Origin of the sequence: Corynebacterium sp. (assembly GCF_030538285.1) — a bacterium.
Taxonomy (GTDB): domain Bacteria; phylum Actinomycetota; class Actinomycetes; order Mycobacteriales; family Mycobacteriaceae; genus Corynebacterium.
The window spans coordinates 1-17613 of record NZ_JAUNUG010000022.1; the positions used below are offsets into that span (position 1 = coordinate 1).

A 17613-nucleotide genomic window follows, 5' to 3' on the forward strand; every position below is an offset into this window, starting at 1 on the left:
ATCCACTCCGGACAGCTGCACAACCGGATCAACGCACTCTAAATCGTGAAGAGCCCCAAATGTGAAGATGAGAGTTCCTCCACAACCATCGAAACACATCAGGGACCTGCATCTTTAAGCCCACTAGCAACCTTGTCGCCTTGACCGTCGACCTCGGCCCACATGTCGCGGGCACAGTAGCAGTTGTAGTTGTCGTCGACGATGCGAGCCATCGCCGCACGGATTTGTCAGCTACGCGCGACGCAGGCGCACCAGGATTCCACCGGCCACGAGCGCAGCGAGCGCCAGGGCCAGGACCACCTCGACATCCGCGCCGGTGCGGGCCAGCTCACGCTGCGGGGCTGCCGTCGGCTGGGGCTGCTGCTGGGTCTGGGTCTGCGGCTGCGGCTGCGGCTGCGGGGTCGCGACAGTCTCCGGGGTCGCCGGACCCGGGTTGCTCGAGGCGTTCAGCGCCGGGGGCACGAGCAGCAGCGGCCACAGGGAGGATCCACCCGGCGGCGGGGTCGGCTGGCAGGCCGGGCCCCCGAGGGGCTCGCCGATCGCCCAGTCTCCGCCGTTGACGCGGTAGAGGGTGGGCTGCGCGGGCGGCTGCTCCGGACGGATCACTTGGATCTCACCGGTGGCGGCATCGAAGGCGACGGTGGCACCCTCCGTGCCGGTCCAGCCGGTCGCGGAGTCCCCCTCGAAGACATAGGTCCGCTCGCGCAGGGTGGTCCCTTGTGCGGCGCGGAGCTCACGGAAGACGGAGACGAATCTACCTTCCTGCCTGACGGAAACATCCCGGGTATAGGCGCTGCCGTCATCGGGCAGCTCGATGGCCTGCTCCGCTGCGATCTGCTCCCAGGGAGCACCTGCGGCGGGCTGCCAGTAGACGTCGATGCTCCACAGGGAGTCGCTGACGATGCGGCCCGAGGTGTCGGTGCGGACCACGCTCGGGCCGGCCCCGAGGGTACCGCGCTCGCCCTGGTCATAGCGCGAGCCGGCGGCCACCTCGTGCACCGGGCGATCAGCGGCCGTGCACACGGGCGTCGGGTTCTCGCAGTCGAAGGGGATGGCCATGAGTGTCTGGCGGAAGACGTTGCCGTCGGCGTCGACCCGCTCGCGGGTCTCGCCCAGCTGGTAGACGCCGCCGCCATACACCTTGGCACCCTCGGCATCAGCCTTCCACCAGACGGACTCGTCCTTGAGGCGGCAGCCTGGGGGAGCCATGCGGTTGATCAGCTCGAAATTGTGCGGGGCGTCGAACTCCATGTCGATCTTACTGGTGAGCATCCGACCGTCCCGGTCCATGTGGAGGCGATAGTCATCGAGCGACGTGCAGGTCCAGTCCGGATCATTGTTGAAGCGGGTGCACGACTCGCCACCCCAGTAGGAGCCGGAGAGGGTCTGCCCCGTCGTGGCGTCGACGGCCACGAACGTCGGATAGTGACGCTGCTCGAGGACGATGGGATTGTCCTCGGTGCCGGGCACGCCTTGCCCTGCGTCATCGCGGTCGTACTCGATGACGAAGACGTTCGGCGCGACCTCCAGGACCGGTCCGGTGGCCTGCCACCCGTTGACGGTGGCGGTGAGGGTGATCGGCTCTGCGACGGGGAGGTAGCCGTCCGGCGGGTTGACCTCCGTCAGCACCAACTGATCGACGGGAACGCCATCCCGCAGCCCATCCGGGAAGGAGAACGCGACATCATGGGCGATCCAGGCGCCATCGACACTGACGCTGTAGGGCCCGCTCGGCGTGCCCTGCTCCCCGGTGATGAGGTTGTTCACCTGGACGTTGTAGGCGGCGTCCGAGACGGGTCGGCCGGTGGCTCGGTCAACGGCGATGACGGTGGGCGCCCGCTCAAACTCGCTCTGTGCGGCGATCTGCGCACGCTCAGGTCCCGCGGCGGGGTCGGCCGACGCGGGGAGCGCGAGCCCGAAGAGCAGGGCCGTCGCGGTGAGCGCGGTGGCCAGGCGGCGAATCATGGATTCTCCTCAGGTGAAGCGAAGCGGTGTGCGACGTCACAGCATCGCTCACCGCATGAACGCGCTCACCCTAACATGTTGTCCACACTATTCCGCAGCGGCCGGACCGGCATTTCTCAGCCGATTATCAGGCCGAGGCGGCCGCCCGCTTCTCCGCCCCCGGGGTCTTCTTGGTGATGATCGGGACGACAATCACCGCCACGCCGATGAGCAGTGACGCCCAACCCAGGCCTGCGGTCAGCCCCGCCAGGACCGCAATCGGCGCGAGGATGGTCATGCCGATCTCGAAGGGAGCGAAGCCGACATAGGCCACGCCGTATTCGTTGAGGGTGCCGGATTTGAGCTTCGGGTCGACGATCTTGAGCAGCGCGATACCCGTGGCGACGGCCGCGGTCGCCCAGCCCCAGGAGAAGATTCCACGTTCCAGCCACTTCTCGCCGAAGAACTCCGGGGAGAGAACGAAGAAGATGAACAGGCAGTAGACCACACCAAGGACGAACAGGATGAGCAGCGGTACCCAGTAATCAGCGATGGCGGCAGGAACGATGGACGCGACACCGAAGGCGATGAGATAGTCAGTCGCCGCACCAGACATGGAGTTCACGGTGTTCTTGTCCAGGAAGTCCTTGCGCCCGACTCCGGTGAGCAGCCCCCGGCCCAGCAGGCCGATGACGAAGGACATGGCGAACAGCGGGATGGACACGCTCGGGAAGAGGTCGTTGATGCCGCCGTTGACCAGGTAGGCGACCAGCACGGTGAGCAGGACGAAGCCCAGGTGGAGGGCGAGCGGCTCGATAGACGAGGGGTTGGTCGTGGCGCGGCCGATCGACGGGCGCTCCTTGACATTATCGATGTAACCCGAACGCAGGTCCCAGGGCAGTTCACCCGGCATGGTGGAGGCACGTCCGGTGCGAATTCCCCAGTTGGCGAAGATAAGGCCACCGACGATGGCGGCCAGGGTACCCACCGTCGCGGCAGTGAAGCCGAGGGAGCTGGCGGCCACCGCGCCGGCCTCCTCCAGGGAGTGGCCGACGGCGGCGGCGGTACCGAAACCACCGACGAAGCCGACGGGCAGCATCATTCCGAACCAATCTTCAGTACCGAAGAGAGGCTTGAACAGGAACACGCCAAGCAGGATAAACAGCCCCCACTGCCCGAGAAACATACCGGTCGAGTACGACCACATGTTTCTGGCACCGGTACGCACCGAGGGAGTCAGATCCATTCCATAAGCCATCGACGCGAAAACGAAGGCGATGAGGATGCCGGTGTAGGTACCGATCTGATCAGAGAAATTGATCCAGCCCAGCACCTGCGGGCCGAAAGCCAAGCCCAGCAGGCCCGCGGTGATCGACGCCGGCAGGAGCAGCTTCTGGAACAACCCCACCTTCCTACGCAGAAGGTTGCCGATGATCATGAGCAGGGAGATCCAGCCGACGTCGATAAGCAAGCTGTACGGGGTGTAATCCATACCTCTCAGACTATGCCAAGCTCGCTATTCGGTTGCCTTACACCCGGCGCAGGCGAACCACGAACCCACCGACCACGATAAGCGCGACGGCCAACGCCAGGAGCACCGCGACATCCGCACCCGTGCGGGCGAGCTGACGCTCCTCAGCCGGCTGAACCTGGGGCTGAGCCTTCTCAGGTGCAGGCTCAGGCGCAATGGTCGTCTGCGCCGGGGCCTGCGGAGCCGGAGCCTGCTCCGGGTGCGCGGAGCTGTCCAGTTCCGGCGCACCCGGCAGCAGCGAGCTGGCCGCAATGCTGGAACCGATCAGTGCCGGAGGCAGCAGAAGTAGCGGCCACAGGGAGCTTCCGCTGGAGCCACCCGAAACAGGGCAATCGAGGGGTTCACCGATGGCAAAATCGCTCTCGTTGACGCGGTAGAGAGTCTGCTGCTGCGGATCGAGAACGACCTCGTCGGTATTGATCTTGAGGTCGCCGGTGCTCTCGTCGAACACCAATGTCGCCCCCTCGAAAGCTTCCCAATCATTGCTCTCTCCTGCGGCTGACCCCACGAACACATACGTCTGCTCGCGCAGAGTAGTACCGATCGCCGAACGCACCTCACGAGCCTCCACCATGTAATTGCCCGAGCGCAGCGGCACGTCGCGGGTATAGAAGGTACCGTTAGCCTCCATGTCGATCAGCTGGTCCTGCGCGATGTGAGTCCACGAACCATCCTCAAGTTCCGCGTAGACGTTGACCTCAAAAACGGAACCGCTCACGATGCGACCCGCGGCATCGGTACGCACCACGCTGGGGCCGAGACGGAAAGCGGTATCACCTCCGTCATAGCGCGAGTCAGTTTCCACCTCGTGGACCGGGCGATCCCCAGCACTACACACCGGAGTGGGGGTGGAACAATCGAAGGGAATAGCCAGCAGGGTGCGCCGATTCGGGTCGTCACCCTCAGATTCGACGGTGTCCCCGTACTGGTACACGCCACCGCCGTAAACGGTGACGCCGTCCGCGTCCTGCTCCCAATACACGGGTTCCTCGACGAGCGAACACCCGGGAGGCGCCATTCGGTTCTCGAGGCGGAATTCGTGGGGCTGGTTGTACTCTAAATCGATGTTGTCAACGATATACGAACCGTCCACATCCATGTGGAGGCGATAGTCGTCCAAACTAATGCAGGTCCAGTCGGGTTCATTACCGAAGCGTGTGCAGGACTCTCCGCCCCAGTAGGAACCAGCTATCGGCTGGCCAGTCGCAGAGTCGACGGCCACGAAAGTCGGGCCATGGTTCCGCCCGAGCCGAATCGGATCCTCCTCCGTTGCCCCGGTGGGGTCCGAGGCCTCACCGGGCTGGTAATTGATGACGAAGACATTGGGGGCAATTTCCTCGACAGGCCCCGCGGCCTCCCACCCATCGACAGTGGCGGTGATGGTCACCGGCTCTGTCAGCGGCAGGTAGCCAGGAGGAGGAGTCACGCCAGTGAGGACAAACTCGTCAGCGGGCTCACCGTCGATGAGACCGTCTCCGCTGGATTGGAACTCGATCTCTCTCCAGAGCCAGGTTCCGTCGATGTTGCCGCGGTAGGGGCCAACAGACGCACCGTCCTCACCCGTGAGCAGGTCATTTCTTTGCACATTGTAGGTGGCACCGCTCAACGCCCGACCTGTCTTGGTATCAACGGAAAACACGGTGGGGGTGATCCGGACTGCGACGGTCGCGTCCAGAACCTCTTCGTCTTCACCTTCTGACTGAGTGGGCCGAAGCAGCTGCGCTCCGTCGAGACTGCTCAATCCCAGGGGGTCAATCGTGGTGGCATGGGCTGGGGCGGCTAATCCTGCTATCAGGGCGACGGTGGCCGCCACAGCCGAGATTGTCCTTCTCACAGAAAACTCCTTCGTACAGGTCCGGACTTCCAGATTGGATTCAGGAAACTATACGGAGAGTAGCAAGTGCTGAGCGCAACCAAGATAGACACACCAGTAACAACGACAACTTCGAACTACAAGCACAACGTCCCGCCTCCCCAGCGAGGAGACGGGACGCGGGCGCAGCAGCTTAGTACTTGATGGACATGCGACCTTCGATCTTGCCGTGGCGCATTTCCTCGAACACGGCATTGACGTCATCAAGCGAGCACTCCGACACGGTCGGCTTGATCATGCCGCGGGCGTAGAAGTCGAGCGCCTCCTCCAGGTCCTGGCGGGTACCGACGAGCGAACCACGGATCGTCAGCGCCTTGAACACGATCTCGAAGATCGGGGCCGGGAAGTCCCCCGGCGGCAGGCCATTGAACACGATGGTTCCGCCCTTGCGTGCCATGCCGATGGCCTGGCCGAACGCCGCCTCGTGGACCGCGGTGACCAGCACGCCGTGCGCTCCGCCACCGGTGTACTCCTGGACGGCCTCGGCCGGGTCGGAATGCTTGGCGTTGACTGTGAACTCTGCGCCGTGGCGAGTGGCCAGCTCGAGCTTGTCGTCAGCGATGTCAACCGCGATGACACGCATGCCCATGGCGACGGCGTACTGAACGGCGATATGGCCGAGGCCGCCGACACCGGAGATGACCATGAACTGGCCGGGCTTGGTCTCCGCGACCTTCAGTCCCTTGTAGACGGTGACGCCGGCACAGAGGATCGGGGCCACCTCCACCGGGTCGGAGCCCTCCGGGATGCGGGCGCAGTAGCGGGTATCGACGAGCATGTACTCGCCGAAGGAACCGTCTACGGTGTAGCCACCGTACTCGGCCTCGTTGCACAGGGTCTCCCAACCGGTGCGGCAGTGCTCGCAGGTGCCACAGGCGGACCAGAGCCAGACGTTGCCCACCATGTCACCTACCTTGACATCATGCTCGCCCGGGCCGAGCTCGACGATCTCGCCGACGCCCTCGTGTCCGGGCACGAACGGCGGCTCCGGCTTCACTGGCCAGTCACCCTCGGCGGCATGCAGGTCGGTGTGGCAGACGCCGGAGGCATGCAGCTTGACCAGGGCCTGGTGGCGGTCCGGCTGCGGCAGTTCAACCTCGCGAACATTAACTTCGGGGCCGAACTCGTCGACGACGGCGGCGCGGAAGGAAGTGGGTGCAGACATGTAGTTTCCTTTCAGAAGGTGCAGGGAATGTGTTGCGCACCACACTAATGCGGTCGAGGTATGACCACAATCACATTTTTCAATTCACATAAAAGATTCAGGTTTCGCCCTCTTGTTGACATATCACCAACAAGCGGTACGGTAGAAGCCATGCATTACCGCGCCATCATCATCGGCGCCGGCCAGGCGGGTCTGGCGGCCGCCCACGAACTCCACCGCCGCGGATTCTCCCTGGGACCCGAAGGCGATGTCCTCATCCTCGACGCCAACGATGGCCCCGGCGGCGCTTGGCGCCACCGCTGGGACTCCCTCACCCTCGGCACCGCCCACGGCATCGCCGACCTCCCCGGCCTGCCCATGGACCGCCCCGACCCGCACACCCCGGCCTCGCACCTCGTCGCCGACTACTACGGCACCTACGAAGACACCTTCGACATGCAGGTACTGCGCCCCGCCCCGGTCCGCCGTGTCACGCCCGGCTTCCCCCTCACCGTCACGCTTATCGACGACCGCGTCTTCACCGCCGACCTCGTCCTCAACGCCACCGGCACCTGGGACAACCCTTTCATCCCCTACGTCCCCGGCATCGAGAATTTCCGCGGCCGCCAGCTGCACACGAAGGACTACGTGCGGAAAGAGGACTTCGCCGGCCAGCGCACGCTGGTCGTCGGCGGCGGGCTGTCCGCCGTGCAGTTCCTCCTCGAACTCGCCCCCGTCACCGACACGATCTGGGCCACCCACCGCCCACCGAACTTCACCAGGCGGGAGTTCGACGCCGGCTGGGGCCTGGCCGTCGAGGATGCCGTCCGGGAGCGCACCTTCGCAGGGCAGCGCCCCGCCTCCGTGGTGCGCACCACCGGCATCCCACAGATCCCCGCCTACCTCGAGGGGGTCGCCGACGGCACCTTAATCTCCCGGGGCATGTTCGATCGCATCACAGAAAACGGCGTCGTGTTCGGACCGCCGAAAAGTGAAGCGGCGGCGGGTTACGGGCCGTCGAAAAGCAATGGACTCCAGGTCCCGGAATCCTGGGACCCGCTGCCGGTGGGCACGGAGATAGACGTCGACGTCATCTTCTGGAACACCGGCTTCCGCCCCGCGCTGCGCCACCTCGCACCCCTGAAACTGCGCGGCGCGGCAGGCGGGATCCGGATGCTCGACGAAGTCACCCCCGCAGCCGACAATCGCGTCCTCCTCGTCGGCTACGGCTCCACCGCCTCCACCGTCGGCGCCACCCGGGCGGGCCGTCTCGCCGGACGCCGTGCCGCCCACCTCCTGAAACAGAAAGTAGACTCAGCCTCGTGAAAGCCTTCGGATTCTTAAGCTTCGGCCACTACGCCATCGGCAACCAGCCCGGCCCCGACGCCGCCGCCACCCTCCAGCAGGCGCTTGAGCTGGCCGTCGCCGCCGACGAGATCGGCGTCAATGGCGCCTACTTCCGCGTCCACCACTTCGCCCCGCAAGGTGCCTCCCCCATGCCGCTGCTCGGCGCGATCGTCGGCGCCACCAAACACATCGAGGTAGGCACCGGCGTCCTCGACATGCGCTACGAGAATCCGCTGCACCTCGCCGAAGAGGCCGCCGCACTCAACCTGCTTTCCGACGCCCGCCTCGCCCTCGGCGTCTCCCGCGGATCACCGGAACCCGCCCAGCGCGGCTGGGAAGCCTTCGGCTATCACGCCGAACATCCCAACGGTTCGGATATAGCCCGCGCCAAGTTCGAGCAGTTTCTCAACGCCATCGACGGCTACGCCGTCACCGAGGCCGCCCCCGCGGAAGAGCAGTACCCGCGCATGTACCAACCCGGCACCCCACTGCCGGTGTTCCCCCACTCCCCCGGGCTGCGCCGCCACGTCTGGTGGGGTGCCGGCTCCCACGCCACCGCCGAGCAGGCCGCCCGCGACGGCGTCAACCTCATGAGCTCCACCCTCGTCTCCGAGGCCGACGGCTCCTCCCTCGGTGACCTCCAGGCCGAGCAGATCGCTCGTTACCGCGCCGAATGGGTCGAGGCCGGACACGATTGGACCCCGCGCGTGTCCGTCTCCCGCTCGGTGTTTCCCATCGTGGATGACCAGTCCCGCCAGATGTTCGGCATGCAGGCCACCGGCCGCGACCAGATCGGCTCCCTCGGCGAAGGCACGCCCGTCACCTTCGGCCGCACCTACGCCGCCGAGCCGGACGTACTCATCGAGCAGTTGCGTGCCGATGCCGCCATCATGGCCGCCGACACACTGATGCTGACCATTCCGAACCAGATGGGCGTGGAGGTCAACCTGTCGATCCTGCAGTCCTTCGCCGAGCACGTCGCCCCGGCACTGGGTTGGATCCCGGCCACCAAGGGACGCGTGGAGGGTTACCCGGTGGCCTAAACCCCCTCGGTGTTCCCACGTACCTTTATCCACCGCGCTACGTTTCCGCAGGTCGCATTAAAGGGCCCGCCCTTATGTGCGTGGGAACACCGAGGGGAGGGGCCTAGGCGTGCTCGTTGACGAAGTCGCGGGCAATGGCCGGGGGCTCGGCCTTCTCTTCGCCGATGTTCCGCAGGTTGAGATCGACGAGCACCTCGGTGCTCAGCTCCGCCGAGATACCGTTAATAGCGTTGATCGCCTCCCGGGGGATGGCATCGGCGCGCATGAGCGGCAGGACGTTCTGGGGGAGGATGAGCCGCTCGGGATCCTCGAGGGTGACAAGGTCGACCTCGTTGCCGGCGGCGTCGAGAAGCGGGGAGGTGGTGTAGATATCGGCGACCTCAGCCGCTCCCTCCACCACGGCGGCGATGGTGAGCGGTCCACCGCCATCAGAAATCGGGACCACGGAGACCTTGTCTGCGTCCACGCCGTAGACCGAGGCCAGGCCAGGCGGACCATAGGGGCGCTCGGCGAACTCCGGGTTAGCGGCGATGCGTACCTGCTCGAGTTTATCCAGGTCACCGAGAGTTTCCAGCCCGTACTCCTCGGCGAGCTCCCGGGTGACACGGTAGGAGTCCTTAGACTCACCCTCGGCGATGTCTCCGGCGACAAGGCCCTCCGGGAGAACTTCCTGGAGAGCGGCGAGGGCTTGCGAGGTCGCAGTCCCCGCCTCGAGCTCCGCCCCGTAGTACTGGGCGAGGTTGCCGGAGTACTCGGGAACGAGGTCGATGCTGCCCTCTTCGAGGGCCTGGAGGTAGACCTCGCGGGAGCCGATGCCGGAGTTGACCTCGACGTCGAATCCGGCGTCCTCGAGGGCGGCGGCCCAGATCTGCCCGATGATCTCCGATTCGGGGAAGTTGGCGGTGCCGATGGTGATGGTTTCGGTATCTGCCTCCGGCGTGGTCGCCAAGGGGTCATCCGCGGAGGAGCAGGAGCTGAGCGCGAGGGCGGCGACAGCGAACAGGGTGGTGGTGAGTCTCAGTTTCATATGATTTGTCCTTTCGGTTGGAGTGATTTCTGCACAAGGGCCAGGATGAGATCGACGATGAGAGCCAGCGCGGTGACCAGCACCGCCCCGGCCAGCATCTGCGGGTAATCGCGGAGGGCCAGGCCGTCGATGAGATAGCGGCCCAGGCCGGACAACCCGATGTAGGCGACGATAGTGGCGGTCGCCAGCACCTGGACCACACACGAGCGCAGGCCACCGATCATGACGGGCAGAGCCAGCGGGACCTCGACGCGCCGCAGGATCTGCGCCTCGCTGTATCCGGTGGCCCGCGCGGAGTCCACGACCTGGCGGGGTACGGCGACCATTCCGGCGACGATGCCCGCCAGCAAGGGGGGAACAGCGAGAATGATGAGCACAATCGTCGCGGGAACCAACGGTAGGCGCACACCCATCGACATGGACACGGTAAGCCACGTGAGCAGGCCCAACGACGGCAACGCACGCAACGCACCGGCGAGGGACAACACCACGTCCGCACCCCGCCGCGTATGCCCCACCCACAGGCCCAACGGCAAAGCGATGAGCAAGGATAACCCCACCGCCAGTGCCGTATAGCCGAGGTGGTCCAGGGTGCGGGAGAGAATAAGCGGCCACCGCTGCGCATCGGCGAGGAACGCCCACATGGGCTGCAGTTGATTCATCCCACCCTCCGGGCCCACGGCATGAGGAGGCGGCCTGCGAGGACGAGTGCGGCGTCGATAAGCATGGCGAGGACGACGGTGCCGACGAGGCCGACGATGATCTGCGTCGGGAACGAACGCTGGAAGCCTTCAGTAAACAGCGTGCCCAGCGAGGCGACACCGATGAGCGCGCCGACGGAGACGAGCGAGATCGTCGACGCCGAGACAACCCGGATGCCAGCCAGTAGCGCTGGTCCAGCCAGGGGCAGCTCAACGCTGAGCACGCGTTTCCACGCCGGATAGCCTGTGGCGATCGCTGCCTGCCGCACATCACCGGGCACGGTGCCGAAGGCGTCCGCCGTGGCGCGGACCTGCAGCGCCAGGCCATAAAGTGTCATGGCGACGATGACGTTGAGCGGAGAAAGGATCGACGTTCCCAGAAAAAGCGGCATGACCACGAATAACGCCAGCGAAGGAATGACATACAGCAGACCGGTGAGCACCACGATCACCTCGCGCGCCCAGCAGTGCCGGTGCGCGAACCAGCCGATCGGCAAGGCGATGACAAACGACGCCACAATCGCCGGCCACGACAGCGAAAAGTGCGCCCACGCGAGATCCCCGATCCGCCCGGCATTGTCGACGACCCAATTCCACCTCATTCCAACACCCCGCGTACCCGGCCACTGCTGTCCACGACGACCTGGCACCCGTCCCGCTTCTCGACGCGCAACCGCCGTCCCTTTGCCCCCGTGAACTCGCGGACCTGCTCGTTGGCGGGGCTAGTAAGAAACTCCTCCGGCGCCCCGACCTGTTCGATCCGGGCCTGCTCGCCGAGGAGGACGACGGTGTCGCCGAGGAGGAAGGCCTCGTCGATGTCGTGGGTGACCATGAGGATGGTTTTCGCCATGCGTTCCTGCAGGGAGAGGATCTCCTCCTGCAGGCCGCGGCGCACGACGGGGTCGACGGCGCCGAAGGGCTCATCCATGAGGAGAATGTCCGGGTCGGCGACCAGGCCGCGGGCCACGCCGACGCGCTGGGCCTGCCCGCCAGACAATTCCGCCGGGTAACGCCCGCCCAGCGCCGGGTCGAGGCCGACGAGCCGAAGCATCTCGGCGGCGCGCTCCCGGGCCTCCTTCCTGCGCGTGCCGTTCAACTGGGCGATGGCAGCCACGTTGTCCAGCACCGTGCGGTGCGGCAGAAGCCCGGAGTGCTGCATGACGTAACCGATGGAACGCCGCAGCTGCACCGGATCAACCTGGCTGACGTCTTTTCCGCGTACGCGGACGGTGCCGCTGTCGGCAGGCACCATGCGGTTGACCATCCGCAGCAGAGTCGTCTTCCCGCATCCGGAAGGCCCGACGAAGACGGTGGTGGAACCGGATTCGACGTGGTGGGTAAAGTCGGCGACCGCCGGGTGGGAGCTGCCCGGGTAGGTGCGGGAGACGCGGTCGAACTCGATCATCGCGGGGCACCTTGCCGGGTCGGGGACATGTTCATGCAATTCTAGCCACGCTTCAGCCCCCTCCCCCTTGACCACCTCCATCCCCAGCCGGGCACAATAGAGTCCATGCAGACCCTGACCGAGACTGGCACCGCCCTCCGCGAACGCAGCACAGAGTTCCGGGATGCCGTCCAACAGCGTCTTTACCAGGATGTTCTTGAGTCCCGGCAGGTCTTTCCCATCTCTTTGCTCCACACGCACCTGGAGCTCGCCGCTGCGTGTGCCTGGGTTCTGGAGCGTACCCCCGCCACGGGTGAGGTGCCCCAGGAAGTTCTCGATCGGTTGCAGGGCCTCGGTCGGGATCATCGTCGCCACGGTTTCCCGGCAGAGATTTACCCTGCTTTCGCGGTTGCGCTTTCTCATGGCCTGCACTCCCTGGATTTCCCGCAGGCTGATGCTGCCGCCCAGGTGCTCGAGACAGTGTGCACGGTGATGGCGGCTGCCGCCCAGGATGCGGATCATCAGGGGCTGGCCCCGGCATTTTCGGCGGAGGTCCTGGAGGTGCAGCGCCGCACCCGCCACCTCTCCGTCGTCCGCCTGGAGGCTGGCGTACCTATCCCTTACCGCGCCGGCCAGCACCTGCCGGTGACCACGTCTTATCTGCCGGGTGTGTGGCGGATGTTCTCCCCCGCGCTGCCGAGTAATGAGTTCGGGCAGGTGGAGTTCCATATCCGCATGCTGGAGGGTTCGGATATTTCTCAGCTCATGGCTACCCCGAAGCCCGGGGACTATTGGTTGTTCGGCCAGCCGCGCGGCACGCTGCAGCTGACGGGTGAGCGGGATGTCCTCATGATCGCCCACGGCACGGGGTTGGCGCCGCTGCGGGCGATGCTCTACGACATGCTCACGTGGGAGCATCGTCCCCGCGTGCACCTATTTTTCGCGGCGGAGTACCCGGGTGAGCTCTATGACCTCATGGGACTGTGGAACCTGGCAATCTTTAGCCACTGGCTGTCCGTGGTGCCGGTGGTCCAGCACGAGAAGGACCCGTGGTGGGTCGGCGCGACGGAGCATTCCCGCGCGCCTTTCGGTCTGCACCAGCAGGAGACGGCGTCCGTGTGCCAGTTGGTGTCTTCGTATGGCGCGTGGGCGGACCGGGATGTGCTGGTGGTGGGTAATGCGCAGCAGGTGGAGAATTCGGTGCGCACTCTGGTGGCGGGTGGGACCCCGCCCGAGCTCATCCAGACGGAGGTGTGGGCGCGCGCCGATCAGTGGCCGTCACAGGACGGGCAGTGATTTCCGGGCTTTGTCGACTTCTTCCATGTCGAGATCGTAGGTGAGGATTTCTGGTTCGTAGCCGGCTTCTGCTTCTCGACGCCCCGTCGGCCCCACCACGCACGAATGCCCGATGCCGGTCGGTCCGCTGGGTTCACCGCCGTCTTCGGCACCGCCGGGGCGGGCCTGGCCGGCGGCGACGATCCACGCGGTGGAGTCCAGAGCGCGTGCGGCGGTGAGGATGCGCCACTGTTCGAGTTTTCCGGGGCCGTCCATCCAGCTGGTGGGCACGACGATGACCTGCGCGCCCTGGCGCGCCAGGTCACGGAACTGCTCGGGGAAGCGGATGTCGTAGCAGGTGGCCACACCGACGGTGACGCCGTCAACGTCAAAGGTCACCAGGTCCTCACCGGGTTTGACGGTGTCGGATTCCTGATAGGAGTAGGCGTCGAAGGTGTTGATCTTGTCGTAGCCCTCGTGGTGCTCCGGGCCGGTGATCAGCGCAGTGTTGTACACGCGGTTGATCTTCTTGCCCTCGCGCTCGACAGTGTCGGCGGGCCGGAACATGCCGGCGACGACGGTGACGCCGAGCTCGCGTGCGGCGTCGCGAAGCCCGGTGGCGAACTCCCCGTCGAGCTCCTGGGCGTGTTTATCGAGGCGCCCAGATTCGAAAGCCTGGCTCGTGGCCTCGGGGAATACGATCAGGCGCGCGCCTTGCTCGGCGGCCTCGCGCATCTTCTGCTTGGCAAGTGCCAAATTGTTCAGGATATCCGGTCCGCTGGTTATCTGCACGGCTGCGATCTTCATGGCACCCACACTATGTGGATAACTGGTAGTTATCCACAGGTTGGCGCACCCCGCGTTCGACTAATCCGCCACTTGGCCGGACACTGGCGCCATGGACCACCTGCACCTGTCCCCCTCCATCGCCGATCACCTGCTAACCCTCCTCGCCCGCACCACCTCCCCATCCACCCCGTCCCTGGCCCCCGGTTCGCGCACCGCCGCTGCGCTGGAACGCGCCGGCCTGAGCTGGTCCGACGCGCATCAGCGCGCCGAGTCCGCGTTACTTGATCACGCCCGGGACGTGCGGCGCTTCGCCGAGCGCGTCGTCGAGGTTGATCGGGGGTTGTTCTGATGCTTCTCGACGTCACCTCCCTCCGCCGCCTCTCCCACCAGCTCACCAACCATGCCGCCTGGCTCAGCGAGCAGCATTCCTGGCTGGCCCGTTCCTTCGACGCCCTGGAGGGGACGGGGTTTTCCGGGCCCGCAGCCACCGCGGCCGTGGGCCGACTGCATCGGCTGGCGACCCCCCTTTCCCGGCCCCCGGAGCAGATGCTGCGGGTCGCGCACGTGCTGTCGGTGACCGCCGCCCTGCAGGAGGAATTGGACGCGGCGGCTTCCCGGGCTGCGCTGCTGGCCAGACAACACCCGGCTGCGGCGGGTGCGCTGGCCCTGCTCATGCGCGACTTAAGGGGCTTGGGGGATGTGCTGGATGCCACCTGCGCTCGCAGCATTGACTTGTTGTGCACTGAGATCCCGGTGGACACACCCCGCCGCTGGTCCGCCGACCCGGACCTAGGGCTAGCTGCTCTCGACCAACGCAACCGCCTGGAATCCGGCTTAGATTTACCCCCTGACGTGCAACTGCTGGAGGTTGACGGGCACCGCCTCGTCGCCGCCGTCGGTGATCTCGAGCACGCCGAATCGGTGACCACCCTCGTGCTGGGCACCGGTTCCTCCGCAGCCGAGCGCCTGCCCGTGCACTTGGACCGCGCCCGCACCATTTCGGCCGCCACCGGTGGGGCGGCAGTGGTGTGGTTGGGTTATCCGGCCCCGCCCGGCGTGGCCCACGCGCTGGCCCAGGAACCGGCCCGGGCGGCGGGCGGCGAGCTGCAGGCCTTCCAGAAAGAACTCACCCGCCGTTTCCCCCGCCAGCGCCGTATCGTGCTCGGCTACTCCTACGGTGGGATGGTTGCCGCACAGGCCGCGGCGCGGGGGGAGGGCATGTACGCGGATCGGCTGGTGTTCGTGGGGAGCCCGGGGGTGGGCGTCGATAAGGCGGCGCAGCTGACCTTGCTCGGCGATGATCCGCAGATCCACGCCATGACGAACCCCTCCGACCCGGTGAAACTGGTCGGAGGGGTGCATGGCCCGGACCCCGCGGCCCCGGGGTTCGGGGCGCGAGTGCTGTCCGGGGACCCGGAGGGCACCCACAGCAGCTACTGGGAGGATCCCCTACTGCTGGGTGTCCTGCAGGGCTGGGCTCAGAAGAAGCCGAGCGCGTTGTCGGAGTAGGAGACCAGGAGGTTCTTGGTCTGCTGGTAGTGGGCGAGCATCATGAGGTGGTTCTCACGGCCGATACCGGACTCCTTGTAGCCGCCGAAAGCCGCGTGAGCAGGGTAGTTATGGTACTGGTTCACCCAGACACGACCGGCGTGGATCTCGCGGCCGGCGCGGTAGGCGGTACGCCCGTGGCGCGACCACACACCGGCGCCGAGGCCGTAGTTGGTGTCGTTGGCGATCTTGATGGCCTCATCGAAGTCCTTGAACGTGACCACGGAGAGCACGGGACCGAAGATCTCCTCCTGGAAGATGCGCATGTCGTTGGTGCCCTTGAACACCGTCGGCTCGATGTAGAAGCCGTTGTCCAGGCCCTCGATCTTGTTGATGTTGCCGCCGGTGAGGGTTTCCGCGCCCTCCTTCGGGCCGATCTCCAGGTACTCGGAGATCTTGTCCATCTGCTCCTGCGAGGCCTGCGCGCCCATCTGGGTGTCGGTGTCCAGCGGATTGCCCTGCTTGATCTTCTTCACGCGCTCGATGCCCTTGGCCAGGAACTCATCGGCGATGGACTCGTGGACCAGCGCACGCGAGGGGCAGGTGCAGATCTCACCCTGGTTGAGGGCGAACATGGCGAAGCCCTCGAGGCACTTGTCCAGGAAAGCGTCATCCTCATCCATGATGTCGCCGAAGAAGATGGACGGGGACTTGCCGCCCAGCTCGAGGGTGACGGGGATGATCTTCTCGGCTGCGGCCTTGTTGATGATCTTGCCCACCGCGGTGGAGCCGGTGAACGCGATCTTGGCGATGCGATCCGAGGTCGACAGTGCGACGCCCGCCTCCTCGCCGAGCCCGTTGACGATGTTGAGCACACCCGCCGGCAGCAGATCCTGGATGATCTCCACGAGGTAGAGCAGGGAGGCTGGGGTCTGCTCCGCCGGCTTGAGGACGATCGCGTTGCCAGCCGCCAGGGCCGGCGCAATCTTCCAGGTGGCCATGAGGATGGGGAAGTTCCACGGGATAATCTGGCCGACCACACCCAGCGGCTCGTGGAAGTGGTACGCCACGGTGTCGTGGTCGATCTGGGACAGACGCCCCTCCTGGGCGCGGGTGGCGCCGGCGAAGTAGCGGAAGTGGTCGATGGCCAGCGGGATGTCGGCGGCGAGGGTCTCACGGACGGCCTTGCCGTTGTCCCAGGTCTCGGCGACGGCGATTTCCTCGAGGTGCTCCTCCATCCGGTCGGCGATGCGGTGGAGAATGAGCGCGCGCTCCGCCGGGGAGGTGCGGCCCCAGGCGGGGGCAGCCTTGTGGGCGGCGTCGAGGGCGAGCTCCATGTCGGCGGCCTTACCGCGCGCGACCTGGCAGAAGACCTCGCCGGTCACCGGGGTGATGTTGTCCATGTACTCACCGTCGACCGGGGCGACCCATTCGCCGCCGATGAAGTTGTCGTAGCGCTCGCGGTAGTTGACGATCGAGCCTTCGGTACCCGGGTTCGCATACACAGTCATGGTCATGCCCTTTCACTGATGGTTTAAGTGGTCTGCACCACACCATACAGTGACCCGTGCCACTTTTGTGAACTTTCTTCTGTGCAATCACAAAACCGCCCGTTCCCCCTGTTCAGGGGACCGGGCGGCCCTACTTATCGACGTCGCGTCCGCCGCCGCGGCTCCCACATCACCAACGCTGTCGAACGTGGTACATGGACAAGTTCACCCCGCGGCCGGGGCTGCTGTTCACTGCGCTCACGCAGCTGTTCCACCTCGGCGCGCAGGCGGTCGACCTCTTCGGTCAGTTCAATGATCGCCTTGATCCCGGCGAGGTTGACACCCTCCTCTTGACTGAGCTGCTGGATGCGCCGCAGCAGGGAGATGTCCTTGCGGGAGTAGCGGCGCCCGCCACCGCGGGTGCGTTCCGGCGACACCAACCCCATCCGATCGTAGGTACGCAGGGTCTGCGCATGCATCCCGGCGAGTTCGGCGGCCACCGAGATGACGAACACCTCTCCCAGGTCATCCGTCGATGATTTGTCCTTTCTCATGGTCATGGTTCGCGCACCGCCTT

General features: G+C 65.7%; 16 protein-coding genes. 5 read left to right on the plus strand and 11 right to left on the minus strand.

What is annotated here, in order from left to right:
• Nucleotides 1–231: 231 nt before the first annotated feature.
• The 4 genes from Q4G50_RS08595 to adhP all read right to left on the minus strand — a co-directional run bounded on the left by Q4G50_RS08595 (nucleotide 232) and on the right by adhP (nucleotide 6513).
• Nucleotides 232–1965, minus strand: coding sequence for a hypothetical protein (locus Q4G50_RS08595; RefSeq protein WP_303377245.1), 1734 nt, complete (start codon nucleotides 1963–1965; stop codon nucleotides 232–234).
• A 127-nt stretch (nucleotides 1966–2092) separates the two neighbouring features.
• Nucleotides 2093–3436 carry a sodium/glutamate symporter gene (locus tag Q4G50_RS08600; protein ID WP_303377246.1) on the minus strand — a complete coding sequence of 448 codons (1344 nt, stop codon included), beginning with the start codon at nucleotides 3434–3436 and terminating at the stop codon, nucleotides 2093–2095.
• 37 nt (nucleotides 3437–3473) lie between these two features.
• A complete protein-coding gene (locus tag Q4G50_RS08605) occupies nucleotides 3474–5309 on the minus strand; it encodes a hypothetical protein (protein ID WP_303377247.1) in 1836 nt (611 codons plus the stop codon).
• Between the two features lie 172 nt (nucleotides 5310–5481).
• Nucleotides 5482–6513, minus strand: coding sequence for an alcohol dehydrogenase AdhP (gene adhP / locus Q4G50_RS08610; RefSeq protein WP_303377248.1), 1032 nt, complete (start codon nucleotides 6511–6513; stop codon nucleotides 5482–5484).
• 150 nt (nucleotides 6514–6663) lie between these two features.
• Between adhP and Q4G50_RS08615 the strand changes: the two genes are divergently transcribed.
• Nucleotides 6664–7818 (plus strand): NAD(P)-binding domain-containing protein, encoded by a 1155-nt coding sequence (locus Q4G50_RS08615; RefSeq protein ID WP_303377249.1) that lies wholly within the window; start codon nucleotides 6664–6666, stop codon nucleotides 7816–7818.
• On the plus strand, nucleotides 7815–8882 hold the full coding sequence (locus Q4G50_RS08620; protein WP_303377250.1) for an LLM class flavin-dependent oxidoreductase: 1068 nt from the start codon (nucleotides 7815–7817) through the stop codon (nucleotides 8880–8882). The genes Q4G50_RS08615 and Q4G50_RS08620 overlap by 4 nt, the downstream gene beginning before the upstream one ends.
• A 103-nt stretch (nucleotides 8883–8985) precedes the next feature.
• Here the strand turns inward: Q4G50_RS08620 and Q4G50_RS08625 are convergent, their stop codons facing one another.
• Genes Q4G50_RS08625 through Q4G50_RS08640 form a run of 4 tightly spaced genes read right to left on the minus strand, consistent with a single transcriptional unit; the run spans nucleotide 8986 to nucleotide 12015 of the window.
• Nucleotides 8986–9909: an ABC transporter substrate-binding protein gene (locus Q4G50_RS08625; RefSeq protein WP_303377251.1), complete on the minus strand. Its 924-nt coding sequence runs from the start codon at nucleotides 9907–9909 to the stop codon at nucleotides 8986–8988.
• A complete protein-coding gene (locus tag Q4G50_RS08630) occupies nucleotides 9906–10571 on the minus strand; it encodes an ABC transporter permease (RefSeq protein ID WP_303377252.1) in 666 nt (221 codons plus the stop codon). The genes Q4G50_RS08625 and Q4G50_RS08630 overlap by 4 nt, the downstream gene beginning before the upstream one ends.
• Nucleotides 10568–11212, minus strand: coding sequence for an ABC transporter permease (locus tag Q4G50_RS08635; protein ID WP_303377253.1), 645 nt, complete (start codon nucleotides 11210–11212; stop codon nucleotides 10568–10570). Before Q4G50_RS08635 ends, Q4G50_RS08630 begins: the two co-directional genes overlap by 4 nt.
• Complete coding sequence (locus tag Q4G50_RS08640) at nucleotides 11209–12015, minus strand: ABC transporter ATP-binding protein (RefSeq protein WP_303377254.1); 807 nt, start codon at nucleotides 12013–12015, stop codon at nucleotides 11209–11211. Before Q4G50_RS08640 ends, Q4G50_RS08635 begins: the two co-directional genes overlap by 4 nt.
• A gap of 105 nt (nucleotides 12016–12120) precedes the next feature.
• Between Q4G50_RS08640 and Q4G50_RS08645 the strand changes: the two genes are divergently transcribed.
• Nucleotides 12121–13290, plus strand: a complete 1170-nt coding sequence (locus Q4G50_RS08645; RefSeq protein WP_303377255.1) for an FAD-binding oxidoreductase — start codon at nucleotides 12121–12123, stop codon at nucleotides 13288–13290.
• Here Q4G50_RS08645 and Q4G50_RS08650 read toward each other — a convergent pair.
• Nucleotides 13273–14076 (minus strand): carbon-nitrogen hydrolase family protein, encoded by an 804-nt coding sequence (locus tag Q4G50_RS08650; RefSeq protein WP_303377256.1) that lies wholly within the window; start codon nucleotides 14074–14076, stop codon nucleotides 13273–13275. The two genes, Q4G50_RS08645 and Q4G50_RS08650, sit on opposite strands and share 18 nt — an antisense overlap.
• 91 nt (nucleotides 14077–14167) lie before the next feature.
• Between Q4G50_RS08650 and Q4G50_RS08655 the strand changes: the two genes are divergently transcribed.
• Together Q4G50_RS08655 and Q4G50_RS08660 are read left to right on the plus strand one after the other, a co-directional pair.
• On the plus strand, nucleotides 14168–14407 hold the full coding sequence (locus Q4G50_RS08655; protein ID WP_303377257.1) for a hypothetical protein: 240 nt from the start codon (nucleotides 14168–14170) through the stop codon (nucleotides 14405–14407).
• The gene (locus Q4G50_RS08660) at nucleotides 14407–15567 is read left to right on the plus strand and encodes an alpha/beta hydrolase (RefSeq protein WP_303377258.1); all 1161 of its coding nucleotides are present in this window, start codon (nucleotides 14407–14409) and stop codon (nucleotides 15565–15567) included. Before Q4G50_RS08655 ends, Q4G50_RS08660 begins: the two co-directional genes overlap by 1 nt.
• Here Q4G50_RS08660 and Q4G50_RS08665 read toward each other — a convergent pair.
• Both Q4G50_RS08665 and Q4G50_RS08670 read right to left on the minus strand, forming a co-directional pair.
• Nucleotides 15537–17057, minus strand: a complete 1521-nt coding sequence (locus Q4G50_RS08665) for an aldehyde dehydrogenase family protein (protein ID WP_303377259.1) — start codon at nucleotides 17055–17057, stop codon at nucleotides 15537–15539. The genes Q4G50_RS08660 and Q4G50_RS08665 overlap by 31 nt on opposite strands.
• 134 nt (nucleotides 17058–17191) lie before the next feature.
• Nucleotides 17192–17590 carry a heat shock protein transcriptional repressor HspR gene (locus Q4G50_RS08670; RefSeq protein ID WP_303377284.1) on the minus strand — a complete coding sequence of 133 codons (399 nt, stop codon included), beginning with the start codon at nucleotides 17588–17590 and terminating at the stop codon, nucleotides 17192–17194.
• Nucleotides 17591–17613: the final 23 nt, after the last annotated feature.

Coding starts and splice junctions, on each gene's coding strand:
- Q4G50_RS08595 (WP_303377245.1), bottom strand. CDS start 1,965: ATGATTCGCCGCCTGGCCACCGCGCTCACCGCGACGGCCCTGCTCTTC.
- Q4G50_RS08600 (WP_303377246.1), bottom strand. CDS start 3,436: ATGGATTACACCCCGTACAGCTTGCTTATCGACGTCGGCTGGATCTCC.
- adhP (WP_303377248.1), bottom strand. CDS start 6,513: ATGTCTGCACCCACTTCCTTCCGCGCCGCCGTCGTCGACGAGTTCGGC.
- Q4G50_RS08615 (WP_303377249.1), top strand. CDS start 6,664: ATGCATTACCGCGCCATCATCATCGGCGCCGGCCAGGCGGGTCTGGCG.
- Q4G50_RS08625 (WP_303377251.1), bottom strand. CDS start 9,909: ATGAAACTGAGACTCACCACCACCCTGTTCGCTGTCGCCGCCCTCGCG.
- Q4G50_RS08630 (WP_303377252.1), bottom strand. CDS start 10,571: ATGAATCAACTGCAGCCCATGTGGGCGTTCCTCGCCGATGCGCAGCGG.
- Q4G50_RS08635 (WP_303377253.1), bottom strand. CDS start 11,212: ATGAGGTGGAATTGGGTCGTCGACAATGCCGGGCGGATCGGGGATCTC.
- Q4G50_RS08640 (WP_303377254.1), bottom strand. CDS start 12,015: ATGATCGAGTTCGACCGCGTCTCCCGCACCTACCCGGGCAGCTCCCAC.
- Q4G50_RS08645 (WP_303377255.1), top strand. CDS start 12,121: ATGCAGACCCTGACCGAGACTGGCACCGCCCTCCGCGAACGCAGCACA.
- Q4G50_RS08650 (WP_303377256.1), bottom strand. CDS start 14,076: ATGAAGATCGCAGCCGTGCAGATAACCAGCGGACCGGATATCCTGAAC.
- Q4G50_RS08655 (WP_303377257.1), top strand. CDS start 14,168: ATGGACCACCTGCACCTGTCCCCCTCCATCGCCGATCACCTGCTAACC.
- Q4G50_RS08660 (WP_303377258.1), top strand. CDS start 14,407: ATGCTTCTCGACGTCACCTCCCTCCGCCGCCTCTCCCACCAGCTCACC.
- Q4G50_RS08665 (WP_303377259.1), bottom strand. CDS start 17,057: ATGACTGTGTATGCGAACCCGGGTACCGAAGGCTCGATCGTCAACTAC.
- Q4G50_RS08670 (WP_303377284.1), bottom strand. CDS start 17,590: ATGAGAAAGGACAAATCATCGACGGATGACCTGGGAGAGGTGTTCGTC.